This is a genomic window from Caballeronia sp. A2-2, from assembly GCF_057612605.2.
On record NZ_CM172587.1, the window covers coordinates 1757206 to 1776566 of the forward strand.

The window sequence follows — 19361 nt, forward strand, 5'->3', positions numbered from 1 at the left end:
ATGTCTCTAGTGATAGTCCTGGTAATCGACGAGTTCGGCATCATCGCCGTTAAATGTGAAGGTGATCCGCCAATTGCCGTTCACCCAGATCGACCAGTGTCCCGCAAGGGCGCCTGTCAGTGGGTGAAGTCTCCAAGCGGGCGCACTCATGTCTTGAGGGCTTTGTGCCTGATCCAGTGCCGTCAACAAAACGCGCAGCTTGCTCGCGTGATGCGGCTGTATGCCGGATTTGTTACCGCTACGGAAAAACGCTTCAAGCCCTTTGTGTCGGAAGGTCAAAATCATCTCGACAGTGTAGCGTATATGGCTACACGAAGCAACCCGCGCTCGGTTCACATCACCGGCACGCGGTGGCTCGTCTACGTCGGTCACGATGGTCAACAGCAAGTTCGCCCCATCGATCAGGATGCGGTCGTAATCGCGCCTGATGCGCTTACAAGGATTGTCGCCGTGCCGGGCGTCGGGGCGGCGCGTCTTCTTCCAAAGATCATAGCTTCAGCGGCGAGCCGCGCGCGGGAGATTGAGCGCCTGCGCCATTCATCCGGCTGCTCGCCATCGCGTGAGGATACAGCGATGAATGGTTACGCATATCAACGGGCTATGTGCCACCGGGTCGGCGATGCCGTGCGGGCGCTCGTGCACACGAAAAATTCTCGTCGGTTCCGATTTGTCAGCGGCCGCGCCGTTCCCGACGCGCAGAGTGATCGGGGAGGAGGCGCATGAGGGTATCCGACGTCCTACGTGATATTGGTCGCCCTGTTGCGTACTATCCCGGCCTCGCTCGATATCTGGGCGGCGTTAAAGCGACCGTGTTGTTTTGCCAAATCTTCTATTGGCAAAGCCGCGCAACGAGCGAGCTCGGTGTGCATAAGACTTCGGAGGAGTTGTGCGCTGAAACGGGCTTGAGCTACGAGGAACAGCGGGCGGCACGCCGCACCTTAAAGAAGTCAGGCGTCTTGATCGAGACTGAGAAGCGTTTGGAGCACAAGATCTACTTCCTGATCGATGAGGACGCGCTGGAGCGACTAGTCGAGGACGGTCACGCATCAGAAGACAAAGATTCACCCAAATGGGAAAACCCCATTTCCCGAAATGGGAAAAGTCCATTTCGGGAGATGGACTTTTCCCAATCCGCCGAGCGGTCAAACCCTTGTCCGCGGACTGGTCAAACCCTTGCCCGCGGAGAGGGGTTTGGCCAGGTCGTTAACGGTGTTAAGACTACAGCAGAGATTACAGCAGAGAGCAGCAGCAACGCGTGCGTGCGCGACTCTGTGGATAACTCTGATGTTGCCGCTGCTGCTTTTTCGATAAACGAGAACCCAAACCTCGAGCACGAGCTCACCGAATTGCTGCTCGCTTTGGAGGCCGCTCGGCGCAAACGTTGTCTCATCGATCGCAGTCGGGACCGGGCGCATGTGCTCGCATGGGTGGGCCGAGGCGTCACAGCCGATCAGCTTCGCGAATCGCATCGCCGGGCAGTGGCGGCGCGCGAGCGTGACGGTGACAGTCGGGCGGTCAATATCGGCTTCCTGAGTCGCTTCGTCGACGAGTTGCTGGCGGAAGCGCCGGGCGCGCCGATGCAAGCGCACTGCTGCAAGTGGTGGCTTGGCGGCGAAGCCGCCGTATGCGACGAGGGCGCTCGCCTCGGCGTTCGTCCGAAGCATGTCGATGAATCCTTGCCCGAGTACCGGGTGCTGGTGGCGAAGGCGGCCGGCAAAGGGCCGTGGATCGATCACGTGCTCAAAGACGCTCAGCGCAGTGGCTCCGAGCGTTTTTATCGAAGCGTCATTGACACCCTTGGCGACGCATTGTTGCCGACGGATTTTTACGCTTGAGCCGGGAGTCGGCTTTGATAACGAGCGAAAAGTCCACACCGAAGGACGACATGAATAGCTGCCAAACCTGCAAATTCGTGATCGTAAGAGCCAATGCGAATCGCATGCATAGCCTGGGCTTTCGCAACTGCGCAGGGCTGCCCGGCTGGCAACGCGTGTCCGGTCATTCGCGCTGCCGTTTTAACCCGATTTGTTGGAGTCAGAAGTCGTGAACGCATCAAAGCTTTTTCGAGCCGTCCTGTTCGACGCGTTGCTCGCAATCTGCCTGTACCTTTGGATCGAGGGAGATCACGCCCTCGCGCGAGATGTCGCGATTGCTTACCTTTGCTTCATCGCCGAAATAATGTGGATCGCGGCCTTGCTCGTTCCCGCTAGCGATTACGAACACGGCTATCCCGTGAACGCCTTCTACGACTTCGTGTCGACGACGGCCATTCTCGGCCTCCTCGCTTGGCAACGCGAGTTCATCATTGCCACACTCCTGGGTGTCCCGTATCTGCTCACCTTGATTAAACGCGAGGTTGGAGGAGCATGGTGAAGCGGTTCAGAACGATTCGCTTGGAGCAAGGCGCGAAGCACATCGGCACGGCTCGTGTTCGCGAAGACATGTCGGTCGGAAGTGACTCGCAGCAACGAGCCCTCGCAAGGAAGTTCGGCACGCTGCCGATTTGCGAGGTGGACGAGATCATGTCGTGCGCCAAACCGGTCGTGTCGCTGGCGCCGGCGGCGCGTGGCGCGGCAACACAGCGCAAGCCCCCAACCAAGCGACTGCAGGCGCTCGGACGACTGCGTGACGGCGAGCGGAACACCACCGAGCGTCGCTATGAGGCGCATCTCGAAGCGCAACGGCGCGCCGGCGAGATCGAGTGGTACATGTTCGAGGGGCTCAAGCTCAAGCTTGCTCCCAAAACCTATCTGACCGTCGATTTCGTGGTGTTATCGGCATCCAAAGTTGTGGAGTTTCACGACGTGAAGGGCGCGCGTGCCATCTTCCGTGACGACGCCAAGGTCAAGATGAAAGTCGCCGCATGGATCTTTCCCTTCGTCTTCAAGGTTGCATATCCGCGCAAGGCGCGAGACGGCGGCGGCTGGGACGTGGAGGAAATCAGATGAAGAACTCGCTGCTGCGCAGCGCTAAGACCGGCATGGAGGTCAGGCCATGCGCTGCCTAATCAATGTCCCAACACACACGACATGGAACACCTACCGCGGTCGAAGCGGCAAGCGCTACCAGTACGAACGGTGGCAAATGACGGCGCAAATCGAAACGACTGTCTACAGGCTGATTCGGCCAAAGACCCATAGCAGGCTCGAAGCGTATGTATGGGTCGATGCATGGATACCCGAGAATCGCCGCGCGGGGATTCCTCTGCTCGATAGCAATTGGATCGAACCTGGCGTGTATCGCATCAAAGCGCTGGTGAAGAAAAACCGCAGGACGTTGGTGCCGTTTCTAGCGAGTGGTCTGGAGGAAATGGATGTGAGGGAAGTCGAATGACGCCAGCAAAATATCAGGCAGCGGTAAGCGGCCAGTCCGCGATCGCGAAGAAAGTTCTGGAGATGGTGCCGAAGCAAGACGCATGGTCGCGCAACGAGATCGCAATGCATCTGCGGCGAGTGACGAAGAGCTCGCCCGACGTCGCTGTGCTCGATAGGTGCTTGATTAGATTGCAGGGCGCGGGCCTGATCCGCGAGAAGTTCAAGGGGCGCTTCCAGCGAGTGGAAGTAAGAGAAAAGGGGGGCACGGTGTCGGTAGCAGCGAAACAAATCGAACCCATTCCAGACAGCGGGTCGACCCAATCGGCGCTCGACATTCTGTCGGCACTTTCTGGTCGCGCGCGCAAGCTCGCCGGGGAACTGACGGAGCTGGCCTCCGACATGGAGACCGCAGCGCTGACGATCGAACAACGGCGAGCGGAAGACAACGCCGACTTGGAGAAGCTGCGCCAGTTTCACGCGCTTTTCAAGAGTCTTGCCTAGGAGCCGCCATGAGGACGCCGCACACATGCTGTGCAAGAGGAACCCGGGTTCGCGTCGTACTTCGCAACGGAGACGTGATCGTCGATCGCTTCGTTGAGCGGACGGGCAAATTCATCGTGCTTGCGAAGCACCGGTTACGCGGAGGCGATTTGAAGTCGTTCGGAATCTATCGAGAGGCGAGCCGGTGACTTATCAGTTATTTCGTGTTGGGAAACGCTGGCATTACCGATTTCAAGTGAACGGCGCGCGCGTGCAGCGCAGCACACGCGAGAGCGTCAAGCACAAGGCTGAAGCTGTCGCCGCCCGGGCGTATGACGACGCAAAGCTTTGGTCCAGAGGGCGCGCGCCTATCCCGACACTGCGGGAGTTGTTCGTTAGATGGATCGAAGCAAATGCGCCGATCGTAAGCAGCGCGCACATCAAATCAATGGAGACCGTTGCGCGTTTGCACCTCTACGCGCTCGGCGATGTCTCGCTAGCCAGTTTGACAACCGAAGCCATTGAGCGGGCGCGCGTTGAGCATCTTAAAAACCACAGCCGCGCGAGCGCCAATCATTGGCTCAAGTCGATCAAGGTCGTTTGCAACTGGGCGGTCCGGCGCAACGTCCTTCCGATGGTTCCTTGGTCGGTGAAGCTGATCAAGCTGCAGAAGCGGCCGCGCACGACGTTGCCGGCGTCGATGGCATCAAAGTGGTTGAGCGCGGTAGATGCGGCGGCCACACGGCAACCGGCTGTGTCGATCGCCGTGCGGTTGATGCTCGGTTTGGGGCTGCGTGAGTTCGAAACCATCACGGCGCGATGGGAGTGGCTCGATTGGGAACGCGGCACCTATACGCCCGGCCGGACCAAAGGCCGTGAGGCGGACCCCGTACCCGTACCTCGTTGGTTGCTCGACTATCTGCACCCCATGCGCCAAGCACGCGGCCTGATCGTCAAGCGCAAGAGCGGCGAGCCTTTTAAGGCGGGTTTCACGCGAAGAGCGATGTTTGCTGCGAACGCCGCATGCGACGTGGTCGGTCTTACACCGCACCGGCTGCGAGGAACCTTCGCCACGCTCTTAAGCGAACAGGGCGTCCCGATCCAAACGATCCGACGCGTGATGCGCCACAAGGATGCGCGCACAACGATGGTGTATCTGGAGGCCGACCTCGGCGCGGTTGTCGATGCGCAAGCACGGCTGAGCGCGAAGATGGGCTTGGCCGGTGCATCAAACCCTGAAGTGAGTGGCGAGAAAGTGGCGAAGGGCATTGCGCAAACCCGCATCGCAACAGGGTTTGCAAATTCCTGTGTGTCATCCGCTCAAAATGCGGACGACGAAGCGCACAGCATCACAAGGTCGACAAGATGAGCGCGTACACCTACATTGAGATGTCTGCTATTCCGCGGCCGCTCTTGCAGATGGCCGTGCGACGCGTGGAGGAATTGCAGACTTGGATCTCCATTCCCGGTTGCCCATTCGCTGGAGTCGAGGAAGAAGGCGAGGTTCAGTTGCCGTATCCGCGAAATCGAGAGCTGCGCGAGCAGTTGGTGGCATGGTTGGATCACTGGAACATTCCCTACGGGGTCGAACGCTAGCGGGCTGAAGGAATATGCTATGAACGAACAAGAGTTGAGTGTTGATGCGCGAAACGCTGCGGACAACAGGGCACATCGGTGGGTCGCTTGGTGCCTGACGCGTCGCATCTTCGCACCGTACGTGAAGTCCAATGTACTTGCGCGTCTTCAGCCTTTCCGGCGGTCGCCGGCTGAGGAGCCGGACTCGTTTTTGGATCCCGAGATGTCATTCCTTAATATGGCCATTCATTCGCTGTGTGAGCAGGGCGACTGCGCGCACGAGGCCGAGTGCTTCCTTGGAATCTACTGGTACAACGCGAATATCAAGGCTTTGGCGCGGGAGCAAAACTGCGCGCGTGGCACGATCTATAACCGCGCTCGACGCTTTGTGGTACGCGCCGAATCCCTCAGTAAATCAATCCGCCGAGTGAGTGAAAGCCTCATGTCCGAAAGGTGTTCAAGAAGAATTGAACAAAATAGTTCTACTGTCGATTGAACACTTTGAGCTAAAATCGGCCCTTAATCGATAGGCTGCATCATTGTCTTCAAAGCCCGCATGGTTTATACCGTGCGGGCTTTTTCATTGGCGTATTGCATGCCCGATAGCCTCATTCGAGGCTAGTTCATGGATCACTCTGTTGCAAGTTGCGAATGTCAAAGCTCCGAATGCTCAAGCCTCGACTGGCAAATGCGAAGGCAAGTCGGTTGACAGTGTTGGATGTGAAAGCCGGGTCCACGCCGCGCATTCGTGGGCGCAGATGGATGACGACGCGCATGCGCATCGCTGGGCGTGACAACCTCTGCTGCGCCGATTGCGGTCGCGTTTGGAACCACCGCATCGATCACGTCGATCATCGTGTCCCGCTTGAAGTGGGCGGCAGCAACGACGATGCAAACCTGCAATTGCTGTGCGTCGAATGCCATGCGCGTAAGTCGGCAGCGGAGACTGCAGAGCGCGTTGGATGGTGAGCTGCGAGAGGAGCGAAGGGGGAGGGGGTATCGCAAGTCTGGAGACTTTTGGGCGCGGACACAGGCTATCCCCTCACGCGCAGAATTTTTTCCCCTTTTCCGGAAGTTGCTAATGTTGCTAACTAGGAAGCAACGGCTGTTCGTAGAGGCGTATCTCGTTGACGGAAAAGGGAAAAACGCCGCGATCGCGGCCGGATACAGCGCGCGAAGTGCTAACGTCGAAGCAAGCAGGTTGCTAAAGAACCCGCGAATCATTGCGGAGCTGGAGCGGCGCAAAAAGTTGCTTCAACTTGGCGCGCAGGTCGCGCCCGAGTTGAAGAAAGCGGCGCAAGCTGCGGGCTTTGATGTGAGCGTCGCGTTCACCACTAAGGATGCCCTCGACTTTCTGGTTGCATCGTTTAACGACCCGATGACAGAGCCGAAGCTCCGGATCGACGCGGCGAAAGCGGTGCTTCCGTATCAGCGTGCCAAGAAGGGCGAGGGTGGCAAGAAGCAGGAGCAGCAAGAGGCAGCGAAGAAGGCCGCCTCTAAATTCGGGGCGCCTCCCCCTGCACCCCGCCTTGCGGCGAGCGGGGGTAAGAAGCTGTGACGCCCGAGGAACAGGAGATCGTTCTCGACTGGGTCACGTCATGTACGGATTGGGGTGCTCGGCTGAAGGATGGCCGCACGATCATCCCGCCGCCCATCTTTGCCGAGGAGGCAGAGTACGCGCTATCAATTTTTAAGGCGCTGAAGATCGTTGACGCGCCCGGTTCGCCCTCGTTTGGCGAGGCATCGGCGCAGTGGGTGTTCGATCTGGTAGCGTCGATCTTCGGTGCGTACGACCGAGCGAACAATCGGCGGCTGATTATCGAATGGTTTGTGTGCCTGCCGAAGAAAAACAGTAAGTCGACGCTTGCGGCGGGAATCATGATGACTGCGATGCTGGTCAATCAGCGCCAGTCAGCGGAGTTTGCCATTCTTGCGCCAACGATCGAAGTCGCTAACAACAGCTTTGCGCCGTCGCGGGACATGGTAAAGCACGAAGAGGAACTCGAGCCGATCTTTCAGGTTCAGGTGCACGTGAAGACGATTACGCACCGCATCACAGGTGCGACGCTTAAGGTTGTGGCGGCGGATGCCAACACGGTATCGGGCAAGAAGTCGGTCGGCACGCTCGTTGACGAGCTATGGTTGTTTGGGAAGATGGCGAACGCAGAAGACATGCTGCGTGAAGCCATTGGCGGTCTCGCTGCCCGGCCTGAGGGTTTTGTTATTTACCTGACTACACAGTCGAACGAGCCACCAGCAGGCGTATTCGCCAAGAAGTTGCAATACGCGCGAGATATTCGCGACGGCAAGATCATCGACAAGCAGTTCGTACCGGTTATCTATGAGCACCCGCCGGAAATGGTGCGCTCGAAGGACCATCTGAAAGTAGAAAACTTGGCGATGGTCAATCCGAACTTCGGATTCTCGGTCGATCAGGCATTTTTGGAGCGCGAATTCCGCAAGGCACGCGAAGAGGGCGAAGAGTCGTTCCGGGGTTTCCTCGCGAAGCACGCCAACGTAGAGATCGGCCTTGCATTGCGGTCAGATCGCTGGGCGGCGGCGGAATTCTGGGAGGCAGCAGCGCTTGCATCGGGGCTCACGCTCGTGGAGCTGATGGACCGTTGCGAGGTAATCGACGTGGGGATCGACGGCGGGGGTCTTGATGACTTGCTTGGTCTCGCGGTGGTTGGCCGAGAGAAAGAGACGCGTAACTGGCTTGCATGGACGCACGCCTGGGCGCATCCGTCAGTCCTTGAGCGTCGAAAGGAGATTGCCTCGCGCTTGCGCGATTTCGAAGGCGATGGTGACTTGACGATGGTGGCGCAGATCGGCGACGACGTTCGGGACGTCGCCGACATCGTTGCGACAATCTATCACGCTGGGCTGCTTGACAAGGTCGGGGCGGACCCGGCCGGCATAGGCAGCGTGCTCGATGCGCTGGCTGAGGTGGGTATTCCAGAAGACAAGGTGATAGGCATCTCACAGGGCTGGAAGCTGTCAGGCGCAATTAAGACGGCAGAGCGGCGTCTTGCTGTTGCGAGCGGCTTTAAGGCAGATGCACAGGGTCCGGCGCCTGATGGAGTCCTTATGCATGGCGCTCAGCCGCTCATGGCGTGGTGCGTGGGCAATGCGCGCGTGGTGCCTGTGGGCAACGCCGTGAACATTACGAAGCAAGCCAGTGGTACCGGGAAGATCGACCCGTTGATGGCGCTATTTAACGCCGTGACACTCATGGCGCTCAATCCTATGGCGCTCTCTGGCGGTTCAGTTTATGACCAAGGGGTAGGTGTTTGAATCTAATCAGTGTTGCTGGGTGGACTGCTGGGTTGCTTGGTTTTGGGCTGCTGACCGTGGGTGTGATGCTGATGAGCGTACCGGTCGGCCTGATCGTTGCGGGCCTGCTCTTGTTGTTTTGGGCTTACCTCGCCGACCGAGCGGCTGCTGCGACTGCCGACACCGCACGCGCATCCCGGGCCAAGGAGTAGCTGGTGTTTTTCAGCAAGCATCTGCTTGCCAACACGGCGCTCTCGCAGACGGGCGTAGGCGGATGGATTTCGTCGTTGTTCAGTGGCGCGCGCTCCGAAGCTGGTGAGGTCGTGACCGTTCAAAGCGCCTTGTCGCTGACCGTCTTGCAGAACTGCGTCACCTTGCTCTCTGAGAGCGTTGCGCAGTTGCCGATCGAGCTCTATGAGCGTTCCGGAGACGATCGGACGCCTGCGGTCGATCATCCGCTGTATGCAGTCTTAAAGTACGAACCGAATTCCTGGCAGACTCCGTTCGAGTATCAAGAGCAGACGCAGCTGGCTGTCGGACTTCGCGGCAATAGCTACAGCTACATCGATCGCGATGCGGACGGTGTGGTTCAAGGGCTCTACCCATTGGACCATGAATCAGTCATGGTCATGAAGGGCCCGGACCTGAAGCCCATGTATTGCGTGAACGGCTCGGAGCCAATGCCCCAGCGTCTGATCCACCACGTTCGCTGGTTGACCATGAACAGCTATACAGGGTTGTCGCCCATCATGCTGCATGCGAACACGATCGGACAGGCTCAGGCGATCCAGCAGTATGCCGGCCGCTCGTTCATGAACGGTACGGTGCTCTCCGGGGTGATCGAGCGGCCGAGCGCAAGCCCGCCGATCAAGGATCAGGCGAGCGTCGATCGGATCACGGATGGATGGAATGCAAAATTTGGTGGGACAGCAAATGCGAAGAAGGTCGCGCTTTTGCAGGAGGGGATGACGTTTAAGCCGTTGTCGATGACCAATGTCGATGCGGCGCTGATCGAGGCGCTGCGTCTATCCGCGCTGGACATTGCGCGCATCTACAAGATTCCGGCACACATGGTGAACGAGCTTGAACGGGCTACCTTTAGCAACGTCGAGCATCAAGAGATCCAGTTCGTGATCTATACGCTGCTGCCATGGGTGAAGCGCCACGAACAAGCAAAGACGCGCGATCTCTTACTGCCCTCTGAGCGCAAGCAGTACTTCATCGAATACAACCTCGCAGGACTGTTGCGCGGTGACCAGAGCTCGCGCTATGCCGCCTATGCGGTGGGCCGCCAGTGGGGCTGGTTGTCGATCAATGACGTTCGCCGGTTGGAGAACATGCCGCCCGTGAAGGCGGGCGATATCTATCTGAGCCCCTTGAACATGGCGGACGTGTCGAAGCCGCTGCCGCCAGATAAAGCCACGCCTACCAAAGCGCAAATCGAAGACATTCAAAGGATCCTGTCGTGAAGCCACACTTGAGACTTGCAAGCCTGATCTTCAATCAGCCGCAGCTCGTCAGCGACCAGATGATGTCGCTTGCCGTGCAATGGGCTGATCAAGCCTTGCACTTGAATATCGTCAATCTGTCGGTGAATGGCATGCAGCCGCAGGTCATCGACGATGACGACGTCGGCAGTGGCCTGCAGATGGCCTCAGCGTCCGCGCGCCGGCGCGCGGTAGTGGCGGACACAGGCCTCGACATCATTCCGGTGGCCGGCATCCTCGTATCGCGCTCGGCGCACATCAATCCGTGCGAGCCGATGACCAGTTACGAGGGCTTGCGCGCATCGCTGAACCAGGCGGTTGCAGATCCTGCGGTCGAGCACGTTATTTTCGATGTGGATAGCAACGGTGGCAGCGCGACCGGGGCGTTCGAGCTTGCCGATGGCATCCGTGCGGCCACGAAACTGAAGCCGATTACCGCAATCGTTAATTTCTCAGCGTTCTCGGGTGGTTATCTGATTGCAGCCGCAGCGTCTAACGTGATCGTCAGTCAGACTTCGGGCGTGGGTTCGATCGGCGTGATCGCGAAGCATCTTGATGTATCCAAGCGCGACGAGCAGCAAGGTATCAAGGTGACATCGGTGTTTGCCGGCGATCGCAAGAATGATCTCACGCCGCATGAGCCGCTGAGCGACCAGTCGCTGGAGCGCCTAACAAGCGTCGTGCAAACCAGATATGCGCAGTTTGTCGACGCGATCGCGCAATTCCGAGGACTTACCACGCAGGCGGTCAAGGAAACTCAGGCGGGCGTTTATCACGGCCAGGATGGGGTAAGCGCAGGGCTGGCCGATAGCGTCGAGACGCCTCAGGCAGCAGTGAATCGGATTGCAGCTGAAATTGCTACCTCGCGCACGCGGCGCAAGCGAAGCCCAAGCGTGGCTGCTCGGGCCGCGGCAATGAATATGCGAAACAATTATTGAATGTGCCTTGCCCCCGGACTGCATTTGAGCGTGTTCGCGTTTTGAGTCGAGTGGTGCCGCCTTCGGGCGGTTTTTTTTTGGAGAAACGAACTTGAATATCAATGAACTTCGCCGCGAACGCGCAAATATCAATCAGCAGGTGCAGGCGCTGGCGGCGATCGAAGCGGCCGGCACCGCGCTGTCGGCCGAGCAGCACGCCGAATTTGCAACGCTGAGCACGAAATTCAGTGAGCTCACTGGACAGATCGAGCGAGCTGAGGCGGCTGAGCGCATAGCCGCGGCGGCGGCCGTTTCTGTGGACCCGACGCCGGCCGCGATTGCTGCGCCCTTGGTGCCGAGCATCCCAGCGCAACCGAGGGTGCCAGAGGTGAAAGGTGCCAAGATGGCGCGCATGGTACGTGCGCTGGCGGCGGCGCGCGGTGATGCGCAACTCGCCTCAAGGCTGGCAATCGAGCGTGGCTTCGGCGAAGAGGTCGCGATGTCGCTGAACACGCTCACGTCGAGCGCGGGCGGGGTGCTGGTGCCAACAAACCTTTCGAGCGAGGTGATCGAGCTGCTGCGGCCTAAATCTGTTGTCCGTAGGCTAGGGGCACGCACGCTGCCGCTCTCGAACGGCAACATCACGATCCCGCGGCTCAAGGGTGGCGCGGTCGTCGGCTACATCGGGTCCGACAGCGATATCGGCGTGACGGAACAATCGTTTGATGACCTGAAGCTGACGGCGAAAAAACTCGCTGCGCTGGTGCCGATCTCCAACGATCTCATCAAGTACGCGGGCGTAAATCCGAATATCGACCAAATCGTCGTTGGTGATCTCACGAGCGCGATTGGTGCGCGCGAAGACAAGGCGTTCATTCGCGACAATGGCGAGGCAAACACGCCGAAGGGGCTGCTGCACTGGACGATTGCCGCAAACAAGATCGCAGCAAGCGATGGTTCGACAACTCAGCTAGTCGATATCGACCTGAACCGAGCGATTCTTGCGCTCGAAGGCGCGGACGCGAACATGATCTCGCCCGGCTGGATCATGGCGCCGCGTGTGTTCCGCTTCCTGTCGAGCATGCGTGATGGTAACGGCAACAAGGTCTATCCGGAGCTCGACAGCGGCATGCTCAAGGGGTATCCGGTCGGTCGGACCACGCAGGTGCCAATTAACCTTGCCATCGAGAAGCCTGCGTCCAACAAGGCTGGCAGTGACAAGGACACCAACGACAAGGGCGCGAATGCATCGGAGATCTACTTCGTGGACTTTGGCGATGTGTTCATCGGCGAAGAAGAGACGTTGGAAATCGACTACAGCAAGGAAGCGACCTACACGATTAATCGGGATGGAAAACCTGAAACGGTGAGCGCCTTCCAGCGCGATCAGACGTTGATCCGCGTGATTGCGAAGAACGACTTCGGCCCACGCCACGTGGAGTCGATCGCAATGCTGACGGGGGTTAAATGGGGCGCCTAGCCCACGCCGAATCGAGAGGCACGAATGGCCGCAGTGCTCGTTGAGTACTTGGATGACTCGGAGCCGTTGAGCTTCGAGGATGTCGCCGCGCAGTGTCGCCTCGACGACGATGAAGACGAACGCGATTTTATCGAGCAAATCGTGATCCCCGGCGCGCGCCAGGCGGCCGAGAGCAAGTCCGGCGCGGCTATTCGGAAGGCGCGCTACGTTGAACGGCTTGCCGCTTTCCCGCCAGGCGCTTTCTCTTTGTCCGTCGGGCAGGTTTCATGCGTTGAGAAGCTTGAGATTCGCGAGACGTCCGGACAGTCGTCGACGCTTGCGGCAAGCACGTATGAGCTTGTTCAGTCAGGGCGCGAAACGCTGCTTGCGCCGCTGGGTGAAAGTCGGTGGCCCGATGTGAGTGCGGTGACCATCACCTATCAGGCCGGCATCGATCTGTCTCGTTATCCCTCCGTGCGTTCATGGATGCTGCTGGCCGCTGCCTGGGCGTATGACCATCGCGAACTGTTTGCGCGAGGCCAAGCAGTCATGGCGATGCCGGGCGGCTATGCCGACGTATTGCTCGCGCCCATCTGCGTGCCAACGAGGTTCTGATGGAGGCAGGTCGATTGACCCGTCACGCGCTCATTGAGCGTCGTGTCGTGGATCCGGATGCCGAGTCGATCGCGTGGGAATGGGTTGCCGATCGGAAAGCGTCTGTGCGCATGCTGAGTGGCAAAGAGGTCATCGCGGCGGATGCGCCTGTAAGTACGGTTCGAGCAAGCGTTCGCATTCGATATCGCAAGGCGCTGCGCAAGACTTTGCGTGCAGGCATGCGTGTCACGGTTGACGACTTGGTCATGCGTATCGAGGCGGTGCAGCCCGATCTCGCGCGGCGCGAGCACATTGACCTTGTGTGTGTTTTCGATGAACGCTGAGCAGCTTATTCGCAAGGCACTGGCGCATCTAGCGGACGGACACGTATTTCCAGATGTCGCTGACCAAGACGTGCGTCCCCCCTGGATCGTCTATCAAGTAGCAGGGGGCAAGATCGAGGTTAGCCTAAGCGGCGCGGCATTCGACAAGTACTACGCGCGTGTGCAGATCGCGGTGTGGCACACGACCGCGCCAGGTCGATCGTCCTTGATGCGACAGGTCGTTCGCGCGTTGGTGGATCCGGCAGTGGGTGCGATTGCGCTCGGCGCGCCCACGGAAGTCTTTGAGCGCGAGACGCGCCTTTACGGCAGTCGCCTTGACGTGAGCATCTGGAGCGAGCTGTAGCGAGCCAGTGGCATCTTTGACTCGCTCGAGAGTGGCTTTTTAGTGTTGCAAAGGAGGATCAAAAGAATGGCAGAAACGCGAACACAGCAAGAGGACAAAAAGCCTAATCAGGCTACGACTCCTGAGGCACCGATCAGCTCGAGCGCTGTGCCATCGCAGGGCACGAAGCTGGAATACAGGAAGCAAGACGAGGATGACAGCAAGTTTGCTGAAGTCGCCAATTTCACCGACATTTCAAGCTTTACGGGTTCGGCGAACTTGGTTGACGTGACGCGGCTTAATAGCAAAGGCCGCGAAAAGAAGCGCGGCATGCAGGATTGGGGGCAGGTGACGATTGCGTTGCACGTCAACATGAAAGATCTGTCGCATCAGGCATTGTTCAATGCCAGAAAGGACGGATCCATCCTGAAATTCAAGCTCACGCTGTCGGACAGGACGGTCATTACATTCGATGCGCACGTCAAAGATTTCCCGATCTCCGCGAAAATTGATCAGATGCTCGCCAGCTCAGTCAATCTTGAAGTGAGCGGTGACTTGGAAGTCAGCTTCCCCCATTCCTAAACAATCAACCGGCGCGAGCCGGTAGACACCCATGAAGAGAGAACACATTCTGGCGGCCTTTGCGCCGCTGATCGTTGAAGAACCCGTGAAGGCCCTGGATGGCGCGTTGATCCGCTTTCGCGAGCTGTCGGGGGCCGCGCGCGACGCACTGTACGACGGCGTAAAGAGCGGCACAGGCAATAGCGGGTTTGAGGCGTCGTTGATTGCGGCGACTGTCGTTGACGACGATGGCCAAGCGCTGTTCAGCGCCGAAGACGTGAACGCGTTGCGCGCGGGTCGTGCGCCGTTGCTTGAGGAACTCGCACAGATTGCCATGCGCCTGAACGCGCTCGGTCAGCGCGCGCAGGAGCAAACCTCAAAAAACTGAAGGCCGACCCGCAGAAACTGATGTGGATGCGCATCGCAATGAAGCTGGGGATGTCGGTGCGGCGCGCCAAGCTCGAAGTGTCCAGCGCCGAGTACGCCGATTGGGTGGCGTTGTTCGAGCACGAGCCTTGGGGCGAGCACATCGAAGATTTGCGGGTGGGCACACTCATGAGCCTTCTATACAACATGAATTGTGGCAAGGATGCGCCCGCGCTGAACGCGGCCGACTTTACGCCCTGGTCAGGGTGGAGTCGTGCGTCGCTAAAACCGCGTATACGAAGCGCGCAGGAGATAGCCGCCAGCACGTTTGGCATCGACCTGGAGGCGGCGAAGCGTGCTGGTGCGAAGCGCATCGTGGTTCGCAACGGTGAGGTGATCGAGGGATGAGCCAAAACTATCGCGTCGAGAATCTCGAATCGTTGACGGGAATGTTGCGCACGCTTGACGAGGCGATGAGCGAAAGCACGCTTCGCCAGGCGGCCGTTGCGGGCGCGCGCATCTTCCATGACGAGATCAAACGGCGTGCACCGGTGGGCGAGCTTGCGGGCATGCGTCGTGGTCAGCCGCACTGGCCGGGGTTCTTGCGGGATCACATGCTCATCGCCTATGACCAGGAGCAATCGGTGCCGGGCAGGCTCGCCTCTTACCTGATCACCTGGAGCAAGGATGCCTTCTATGGGCGCTTTGTCGAACTGGGCAAGCGCAACGCGGTCAAGCTCACGGAACGAACGCTCGCGCGCGCGATTCGAGACATTGAATTCGGCAGCTCGCGCACGCCGGCGCAGCCGTTCATTCGCCCGGCGTTCGAGGCGACCAGGACGGCGGCCGCGCGCAAGATGGCTGAGGTGCTCGAGAAGAAGCTCAAAGAGGTAGCCGATGACCAATGAGGTCGTCACACGTGTCAGCGTCGATGCGAGCGGGTTCGAAGCCGGCATGGAACGCACCAAGCGGGCCGCGAACGGGTTTGTGGCGAACCAGCAGGCAAGCGCGAGCAATTACGAAGCGTGTCAGCGGCAAATGGCGGCCGACAGCAGCATCACTGCGCGCGCGCTCGAAGAAGCCGCGAAGAGCGGAAGCGCCGCGACCGCCCGGCAAGTGAGCGCTGCGGTCAGAAGCTTCGAGAAGCTCGCCGACACGGCTGGGAAGACCCGGTTTGATCTGATGCGATTGAAGGCGGCCAAGCTGGGGATTGCCGAGGCGGCCGAACCGCTGATCACCAAGGCCGAGGCGGCCGCCAGTGCCATGCATCACCTCGGCGCGGGGTCGGTCGCTGCGCGGCGCGAGTTGTTTGTGCTCGGTCATGAGGCCATGCAGGATCGCTGGAAAAACTTCGTGGGTTCGCTCATGGTGCTGGGCGAGCGCATCGACGTGTTGCCGATGCTGTGCGGTCCTGCGGGCATCGCGCTCGGCGCCCTGGGTGCATGCGCTACGGTGGCCTACCACGCCATTCATGCGCTGAGCGAGCAACAAGATAAGCTTGATCGCGCAATGTTGCTCACGGGCAATTATGCAGCGCTCACGCAAGGCAAGCTGCAGGCGTACGCCGACATCCTCTCGCGTCGGGTGGGGGTCTCGGCGACCGATGCGCGTGATGCGCTGATGGCGCTGGCCAGCTCGGGGCACGTTGCCGGCGCGGATCTGCAGCAAGCAGCGCAAGGCGTCGCGGCGTACGCAAAGGTTTCGGGCCAGTCGGTGGAAGAGGCCGCACGCCAGTTCTTGCAGTCGTATGGTCGCGCAACGGAGGCCGCCCACAAGTGGCGCGAAGATCATCATGACCTGAGCCAAGAGCAGCTCGACCATATTCGTATTCTTGATCTCTCGGGCGATAAGGCCGGGGCGTGGGCCGCATTCGTCGAGGCAGCAAGCAAAAAGGCGCGCGAGGCGGTGCAATCCGATAATCGCGCGATGGCCGAGAGCTATGAGACACTCGGTCAGAAGTGGGATCGTTTCTGGCGGACCGTCACGGGCAAAGGCGACAATTTGGTGAAGGCACAGGACAAGCTAGCCGCCTTGCGTGCTTCACTGCTTGATCCTGATTCGAACCCTGGCGGAATGAATACGGCGGCGATCGAAAAGCAGATTGCCCAAGCGCAGCGTCTTGTGCAAACCTTGCTTGGCGAAGCTCAGAAAAACGATCCGCATCAAAAGAGCGTCGATGCATTCAAGTCAATTCTGGAGCATCACGCCGATTACATGAAGTCGGCGCGTTCGCCGCAAGAGAAGCTCGCCGATGCTAACAAAGAGACGAACGAGTACTTCGCGGCGGTAAAAAAAGCGGGTGAAGCAGCAGGCAAGACGCGCGAGGAGCTCAAGGCGCTCGAAGCGGATCGCCAAAAAATGCTCGCCCATAACGCAGAACTGTACAAGTCGCGCGAGCGAAAGACGCATGAGCCGCGCGCCGATGCCGGGGCACGGTATCTCGAGCAGCTGCGTGAGCAGGGTGCGGCGCTCGAAGCGCAGCTGCACACGAGCGAGAAGCTCACGAATGCGCAGAAGGAGTTGGTGCGCTTTAACGAGAAGATGGCGGCGGCCAAGCGGCATATCGCAAGCGCCGATGAGAGAAGCCTGCTGCACTCAGAGAAGGCGATCCGGGCGCAGCTGGAGCACAATGCCGCGCTTGAAAAAGCCAACAAGCTGGGCGAGGCGCGGGCGAAGTTCGAGGAGCGCTCGCAGCATATCAGCGAGAGCCTGAGCGAATTCAGGCAAACGCAGACTCAACGTTACGCGCGCGAGCTGGGCGATCGAGACGCTGATTCGCTACAGCATCGCAAGGACCGCGACTTAAGTGAGGCGGCCGCGCGTTATCGAAAAGCCGTCGAAGAGCTAAAGCGCATCACCCCGGAGGTCTTGCTCGACAGCGGCGAATACTTGTCGAAGCTGGCCGAAATCGAGCGTGGTAACGCCGAGGCGATTGAGGCCGTCAAAAAGCACTACGAGGAACTTCGACGGGTTCAGGGCGACTGGGTCGCAGGCGCGAAGCTGGGTGTGGCGGACTTCTTCAAAAACACGCAGGACAAGGCCCACGCGGCCCAGTACGCGGTGGTCGAGTCGTTCAGGCACATCGAGGACGCCGTATCGAAGTTCGTCACGAAGGGCAAGCTTGATATGAAAGAGTTCATCGCCGGGATTCTAGCCGATCTGTCGAAACTCGCCCTGCATCAAGCGCTGGGCAACTTGGTGGAAAAAATGCCGCTGTTCAAGCTAGCCGGGCATGCACAGGGCGGACTGATTACGGGACCCGGCACCGGCACGAGCGACAGCATTCCGGCCACGCTGTCCAACGGCGAGTATGTTGTCAACGCAAACGCGGCACGCCAGCACCATGCGTTGCTCGATGCGATCAATTCGAATCATGTGGCGCACTTCGCCTCGGGCGGCCCCGTGGGTGCGTCGGTGCCAATGGCGACGCGATCGGCGGGCGCACAAGTGCATCTGGAAGTCCACAGTCATGGCGGGGGTGGCCTGAGCGAGCGTGATGCGCGCGAGCTTCAACAATTGGTGAGTGCGTTCGTCGATCAGAAGATCGCGCGCAAGATGGGTGGGCAAGGCGGTCTCGCGAGCCTCATCTCGCAGGGGCATTTCGGATGAAGTCGGCATCGCCGCGACGCACGTTTACGTGGTCGCCCATGCTCGGAGCCGAGGGCACGACGCATTACCGCGTGCGCACGGTGCAATTCGGCGATGGCTATAGCCAGGCGGTGCCGGACGGCATTCGCAATATTGCCGACACGTGGCCGCTGCGCTTTGTAGGTGATGGACAAGAGATCCAGGCGATTCGAGCGTTTCTCGATTCAACGCGCGGCAGTGAGCCATTTCTTTGGACACCGCCTCTGCGCATGCGGGGACTGTTTCGCGTCGATGCCCAGCCGGGCATACAGACGCGTGCGCTGGGTGCTGATCTATATCAGTTGAGCGTCACATTCAAGGAAGTATTCGAACCATGAACGGCGTGAGGACGGACGTCCAACGTCTGGAGCCGGGTGCGCTTGTCGAGCTGTACGAGCTCGATTTGACCCGATGGAACGACGAGATCTTGCGATTTCATGCGCACGAGCACGGCGGCTTGATCAGCTGGAACAAGTTTGAGTATCGCGTGTGGCCGATGCAGGTTTCGGGCTTGGGACGCACAGGGGATGCCGCTCAGCCCACACCGACGATGAGCGTGGCCAATCTGAACGGTTTCGTTTCTCAACTGTGCATGAAGTATTCTGACCTTGTGGGCGCGCCGCTGCGCCGGCGACGAACGCTCGCGCAGTATCTCGACGCAAGCCCGAGTGCTGATCCGACAGCAGAGATGCCGGTGGAGCTGTGGCAAATCGAGCAGAAGACGTTGGAGACGCCGACGGTGGTTGAGTTCTCACTGAGCTCGGCGCTGGATTTGTCGGGTCGCAAGTTGCCAGCTCGGCAAATCATCGGCTCAGTGTGCCAATGGAGCTACCGAGGCCCGGAGTGCGGTTATGAGGGGCCACCCTATTTCACGCGCAACAACCATCCAACGAGTAATAAGGAGGAGGACGTATGCGGCAAGCGGCTGGCGTGCTGTCGGTGTCGCCACATCACAAAACCCGCTTTGCCCTTCGGTGGCTTCCCTGCCGCGGGCGTTGCGGGGTCATTCAGGAGAGGGTGACCGGTGGTCCTAAGCGATCGC

At 59.5% G+C, this 19361-nt stretch carries 25 protein-coding genes; 24 read left to right on the forward strand and 1 reads right to left on the reverse strand.

The genetic code is table 11. From position 1 onward, the window contains the following. Window positions 1–6: 6 nt before the first annotated feature. Complete coding sequence (locus tag ACZCWR_RS08345) at window positions 7–285, reverse strand: type II toxin-antitoxin system RelE/ParE family toxin (protein WP_487303283.1); 279 nt, start codon at window positions 283–285, stop codon at window positions 7–9. Window positions 286–719: 434 nt separating this feature from the next. Between ACZCWR_RS08345 and ACZCWR_RS08350 the strand changes: the two genes are divergently transcribed. The 24 genes from ACZCWR_RS08350 to ACZCWR_RS08465 all read left to right on the forward strand — a co-directional run bounded on the left by ACZCWR_RS08350 (window position 720) and on the right by ACZCWR_RS08465 (window position 19340). Continuing rightward, window positions 720–1835, forward strand: a complete 1116-nt coding sequence (locus ACZCWR_RS08350; RefSeq protein ID WP_487300309.1) for a hypothetical protein — start codon at window positions 720–722, stop codon at window positions 1833–1835. A gap of 208 nt (window positions 1836–2043) precedes the next feature. Beyond that, window positions 2044–2373 carry a hypothetical protein gene (locus ACZCWR_RS08355; RefSeq protein ID WP_487300310.1) on the forward strand — a complete coding sequence of 110 codons (330 nt, stop codon included), beginning with the start codon at window positions 2044–2046 and terminating at the stop codon, window positions 2371–2373. Next, window positions 2367–2948 (forward strand): hypothetical protein, encoded by a 582-nt coding sequence (locus tag ACZCWR_RS08360; RefSeq protein ID WP_487300311.1) that lies wholly within the window; start codon window positions 2367–2369, stop codon window positions 2946–2948. Before ACZCWR_RS08355 ends, ACZCWR_RS08360 begins: the two co-directional genes overlap by 7 nt. A gap of 46 nt (window positions 2949–2994) precedes the next feature. Then, window positions 2995–3333: a hypothetical protein gene (locus tag ACZCWR_RS08365; RefSeq protein WP_487300312.1), complete on the forward strand. Its 339-nt coding sequence runs from the start codon at window positions 2995–2997 to the stop codon at window positions 3331–3333. After that, window positions 3330–3815 carry a hypothetical protein gene (locus ACZCWR_RS08370; protein ID WP_487300313.1) on the forward strand — a complete coding sequence of 162 codons (486 nt, stop codon included), beginning with the start codon at window positions 3330–3332 and terminating at the stop codon, window positions 3813–3815. The genes ACZCWR_RS08365 and ACZCWR_RS08370 overlap by 4 nt, the downstream gene beginning before the upstream one ends. A gap of 184 nt (window positions 3816–3999) precedes the next feature. Next, window positions 4000–5163 (forward strand): tyrosine-type recombinase/integrase, encoded by a 1164-nt coding sequence (locus tag ACZCWR_RS08375; protein ID WP_487300314.1) that lies wholly within the window; start codon window positions 4000–4002, stop codon window positions 5161–5163. After that, window positions 5160–5390, forward strand: a complete 231-nt coding sequence (locus tag ACZCWR_RS08380; RefSeq protein WP_487300315.1) for a hypothetical protein — start codon at window positions 5160–5162, stop codon at window positions 5388–5390. The genes ACZCWR_RS08375 and ACZCWR_RS08380 overlap by 4 nt, the downstream gene beginning before the upstream one ends. 19 nt (window positions 5391–5409) lie before the next feature. Next, the gene (locus tag ACZCWR_RS08385; RefSeq protein WP_487300316.1) at window positions 5410–5865 is read left to right on the forward strand and encodes a hypothetical protein; all 456 of its coding nucleotides are present in this window, start codon (window positions 5410–5412) and stop codon (window positions 5863–5865) included. A gap of 278 nt (window positions 5866–6143) precedes the next feature. Further along, window positions 6144–6338, forward strand: a complete 195-nt coding sequence (locus tag ACZCWR_RS08390) for an HNH endonuclease (RefSeq protein WP_487303284.1) — start codon at window positions 6144–6146, stop codon at window positions 6336–6338. Window positions 6339–6450: 112 nt separating this feature from the next. Continuing rightward, a complete protein-coding gene (locus ACZCWR_RS08395; protein ID WP_487300317.1) occupies window positions 6451–6927 on the forward strand; it encodes a terminase small subunit in 477 nt (158 codons plus the stop codon). Next, window positions 6924–8663, forward strand: coding sequence for a terminase large subunit (locus ACZCWR_RS08400; RefSeq protein WP_487300318.1), 1740 nt, complete (start codon window positions 6924–6926; stop codon window positions 8661–8663). The genes ACZCWR_RS08395 and ACZCWR_RS08400 overlap by 4 nt, the downstream gene beginning before the upstream one ends. 194 nt (window positions 8664–8857) lie before the next feature. After that, the gene (locus ACZCWR_RS08405; protein WP_487300319.1) at window positions 8858–10111 is read left to right on the forward strand and encodes a phage portal protein; all 1254 of its coding nucleotides are present in this window, start codon (window positions 8858–8860) and stop codon (window positions 10109–10111) included. Then, window positions 10108–11067, forward strand: coding sequence for a S49 family peptidase (locus ACZCWR_RS08410; RefSeq protein WP_487300320.1), 960 nt, complete (start codon window positions 10108–10110; stop codon window positions 11065–11067). Before ACZCWR_RS08405 ends, ACZCWR_RS08410 begins: the two co-directional genes overlap by 4 nt. Before the next feature lie 91 nt (window positions 11068–11158). Further along, entirely contained in the window at window positions 11159–12526 is a 1368-nt protein-coding gene (locus ACZCWR_RS08415) for a phage major capsid protein (protein WP_487300321.1), read from the forward strand. Between the two features lie 24 nt (window positions 12527–12550). Continuing rightward, a complete protein-coding gene (locus ACZCWR_RS08420; protein WP_487300322.1) occupies window positions 12551–13120 on the forward strand; it encodes a hypothetical protein in 570 nt (189 codons plus the stop codon). Then, window positions 13120–13443, forward strand: coding sequence for a phage head closure protein (locus tag ACZCWR_RS08425; protein ID WP_487300323.1), 324 nt, complete (start codon window positions 13120–13122; stop codon window positions 13441–13443). The genes ACZCWR_RS08420 and ACZCWR_RS08425 overlap by 1 nt, the downstream gene beginning before the upstream one ends. Beyond that, complete coding sequence (gene gp17, locus ACZCWR_RS08430; protein WP_487300324.1) at window positions 13433–13786, forward strand: tail completion protein gp17; 354 nt, start codon at window positions 13433–13435, stop codon at window positions 13784–13786. Before ACZCWR_RS08425 ends, gp17 begins: the two co-directional genes overlap by 11 nt. A gap of 66 nt (window positions 13787–13852) precedes the next feature. After that, window positions 13853–14347: a phage tail tube protein gene (locus ACZCWR_RS08435; RefSeq protein ID WP_487300325.1), complete on the forward strand. Its 495-nt coding sequence runs from the start codon at window positions 13853–13855 to the stop codon at window positions 14345–14347. A gap of 31 nt (window positions 14348–14378) precedes the next feature. Beyond that, window positions 14379–14714, forward strand: coding sequence for a hypothetical protein (locus ACZCWR_RS08440; RefSeq protein WP_459908689.1), 336 nt, complete (start codon window positions 14379–14381; stop codon window positions 14712–14714). 20 nt (window positions 14715–14734) lie between these two features. Beyond that, window positions 14735–15100: a phage tail assembly protein T gene (locus tag ACZCWR_RS08445; protein WP_487300326.1), complete on the forward strand. Its 366-nt coding sequence runs from the start codon at window positions 14735–14737 to the stop codon at window positions 15098–15100. Continuing rightward, window positions 15097–15600, forward strand: coding sequence for an HK97-gp10 family putative phage morphogenesis protein (locus ACZCWR_RS08450; RefSeq protein WP_487300327.1), 504 nt, complete (start codon window positions 15097–15099; stop codon window positions 15598–15600). Before ACZCWR_RS08445 ends, ACZCWR_RS08450 begins: the two co-directional genes overlap by 4 nt. Continuing rightward, window positions 15590–18301, forward strand: coding sequence for a phage tail length tape measure family protein (locus ACZCWR_RS08455; protein ID WP_487300328.1), 2712 nt, complete (start codon window positions 15590–15592; stop codon window positions 18299–18301). Before ACZCWR_RS08450 ends, ACZCWR_RS08455 begins: the two co-directional genes overlap by 11 nt. Then, window positions 18298–18657, forward strand: coding sequence for a phage tail protein (locus ACZCWR_RS08460; protein WP_487300329.1), 360 nt, complete (start codon window positions 18298–18300; stop codon window positions 18655–18657). The genes ACZCWR_RS08455 and ACZCWR_RS08460 overlap by 4 nt, the downstream gene beginning before the upstream one ends. Further along, window positions 18654–19340 (forward strand): phage minor tail protein L, encoded by a 687-nt coding sequence (locus ACZCWR_RS08465; protein ID WP_487300330.1) that lies wholly within the window; start codon window positions 18654–18656, stop codon window positions 19338–19340. The genes ACZCWR_RS08460 and ACZCWR_RS08465 overlap by 4 nt, the downstream gene beginning before the upstream one ends. The last annotated feature ends 21 nt before the right edge of the window (window positions 19341–19361 follow it).

Excerpts from the sequence above, each read along its gene's own strand:
- ACZCWR_RS08345 (WP_487303283.1), bottom strand. The coding sequence starts at position 285 with ATGATTTTGACCTTCCGACACAAAGGGCTTGAAGCGTTTTTCCGTAGC.
- ACZCWR_RS08350 (WP_487300309.1), top strand. The coding sequence starts at position 720 with ATGAGGGTATCCGACGTCCTACGTGATATTGGTCGCCCTGTTGCGTAC.
- ACZCWR_RS08360 (WP_487300311.1), top strand. The coding sequence starts at position 2,367 with ATGGTGAAGCGGTTCAGAACGATTCGCTTGGAGCAAGGCGCGAAGCAC.
- ACZCWR_RS08365 (WP_487300312.1), top strand. The coding sequence starts at position 2,995 with ATGCGCTGCCTAATCAATGTCCCAACACACACGACATGGAACACCTAC.
- ACZCWR_RS08370 (WP_487300313.1), top strand. The coding sequence starts at position 3,330 with ATGACGCCAGCAAAATATCAGGCAGCGGTAAGCGGCCAGTCCGCGATC.
- ACZCWR_RS08380 (WP_487300315.1), top strand. The coding sequence starts at position 5,160 with ATGAGCGCGTACACCTACATTGAGATGTCTGCTATTCCGCGGCCGCTC.
- ACZCWR_RS08385 (WP_487300316.1), top strand. The coding sequence starts at position 5,410 with ATGAACGAACAAGAGTTGAGTGTTGATGCGCGAAACGCTGCGGACAAC.
- ACZCWR_RS08390 (WP_487303284.1), top strand. The coding sequence starts at position 6,144 with ATGCGCATCGCTGGGCGTGACAACCTCTGCTGCGCCGATTGCGGTCGC.
- ACZCWR_RS08395 (WP_487300317.1), top strand. The coding sequence starts at position 6,451 with ATGTTGCTAACTAGGAAGCAACGGCTGTTCGTAGAGGCGTATCTCGTT.
- ACZCWR_RS08420 (WP_487300322.1), top strand. The coding sequence starts at position 12,551 with ATGGCCGCAGTGCTCGTTGAGTACTTGGATGACTCGGAGCCGTTGAGC.
- ACZCWR_RS08425 (WP_487300323.1), top strand. The coding sequence starts at position 13,120 with ATGGAGGCAGGTCGATTGACCCGTCACGCGCTCATTGAGCGTCGTGTC.
- gp17 (WP_487300324.1), top strand. The coding sequence starts at position 13,433 with ATGAACGCTGAGCAGCTTATTCGCAAGGCACTGGCGCATCTAGCGGAC.
- ACZCWR_RS08435 (WP_487300325.1), top strand. The coding sequence starts at position 13,853 with ATGGCAGAAACGCGAACACAGCAAGAGGACAAAAAGCCTAATCAGGCT.
- ACZCWR_RS08440 (WP_459908689.1), top strand. The coding sequence starts at position 14,379 with ATGAAGAGAGAACACATTCTGGCGGCCTTTGCGCCGCTGATCGTTGAA.
- ACZCWR_RS08445 (WP_487300326.1), top strand. The coding sequence starts at position 14,735 with ATGTGGATGCGCATCGCAATGAAGCTGGGGATGTCGGTGCGGCGCGCC.
- ACZCWR_RS08450 (WP_487300327.1), top strand. The coding sequence starts at position 15,097 with ATGAGCCAAAACTATCGCGTCGAGAATCTCGAATCGTTGACGGGAATG.
- ACZCWR_RS08455 (WP_487300328.1), top strand. The coding sequence starts at position 15,590 with ATGACCAATGAGGTCGTCACACGTGTCAGCGTCGATGCGAGCGGGTTC.
- ACZCWR_RS08460 (WP_487300329.1), top strand. The coding sequence starts at position 18,298 with ATGAAGTCGGCATCGCCGCGACGCACGTTTACGTGGTCGCCCATGCTC.
- ACZCWR_RS08465 (WP_487300330.1), top strand. The coding sequence starts at position 18,654 with ATGAACGGCGTGAGGACGGACGTCCAACGTCTGGAGCCGGGTGCGCTT.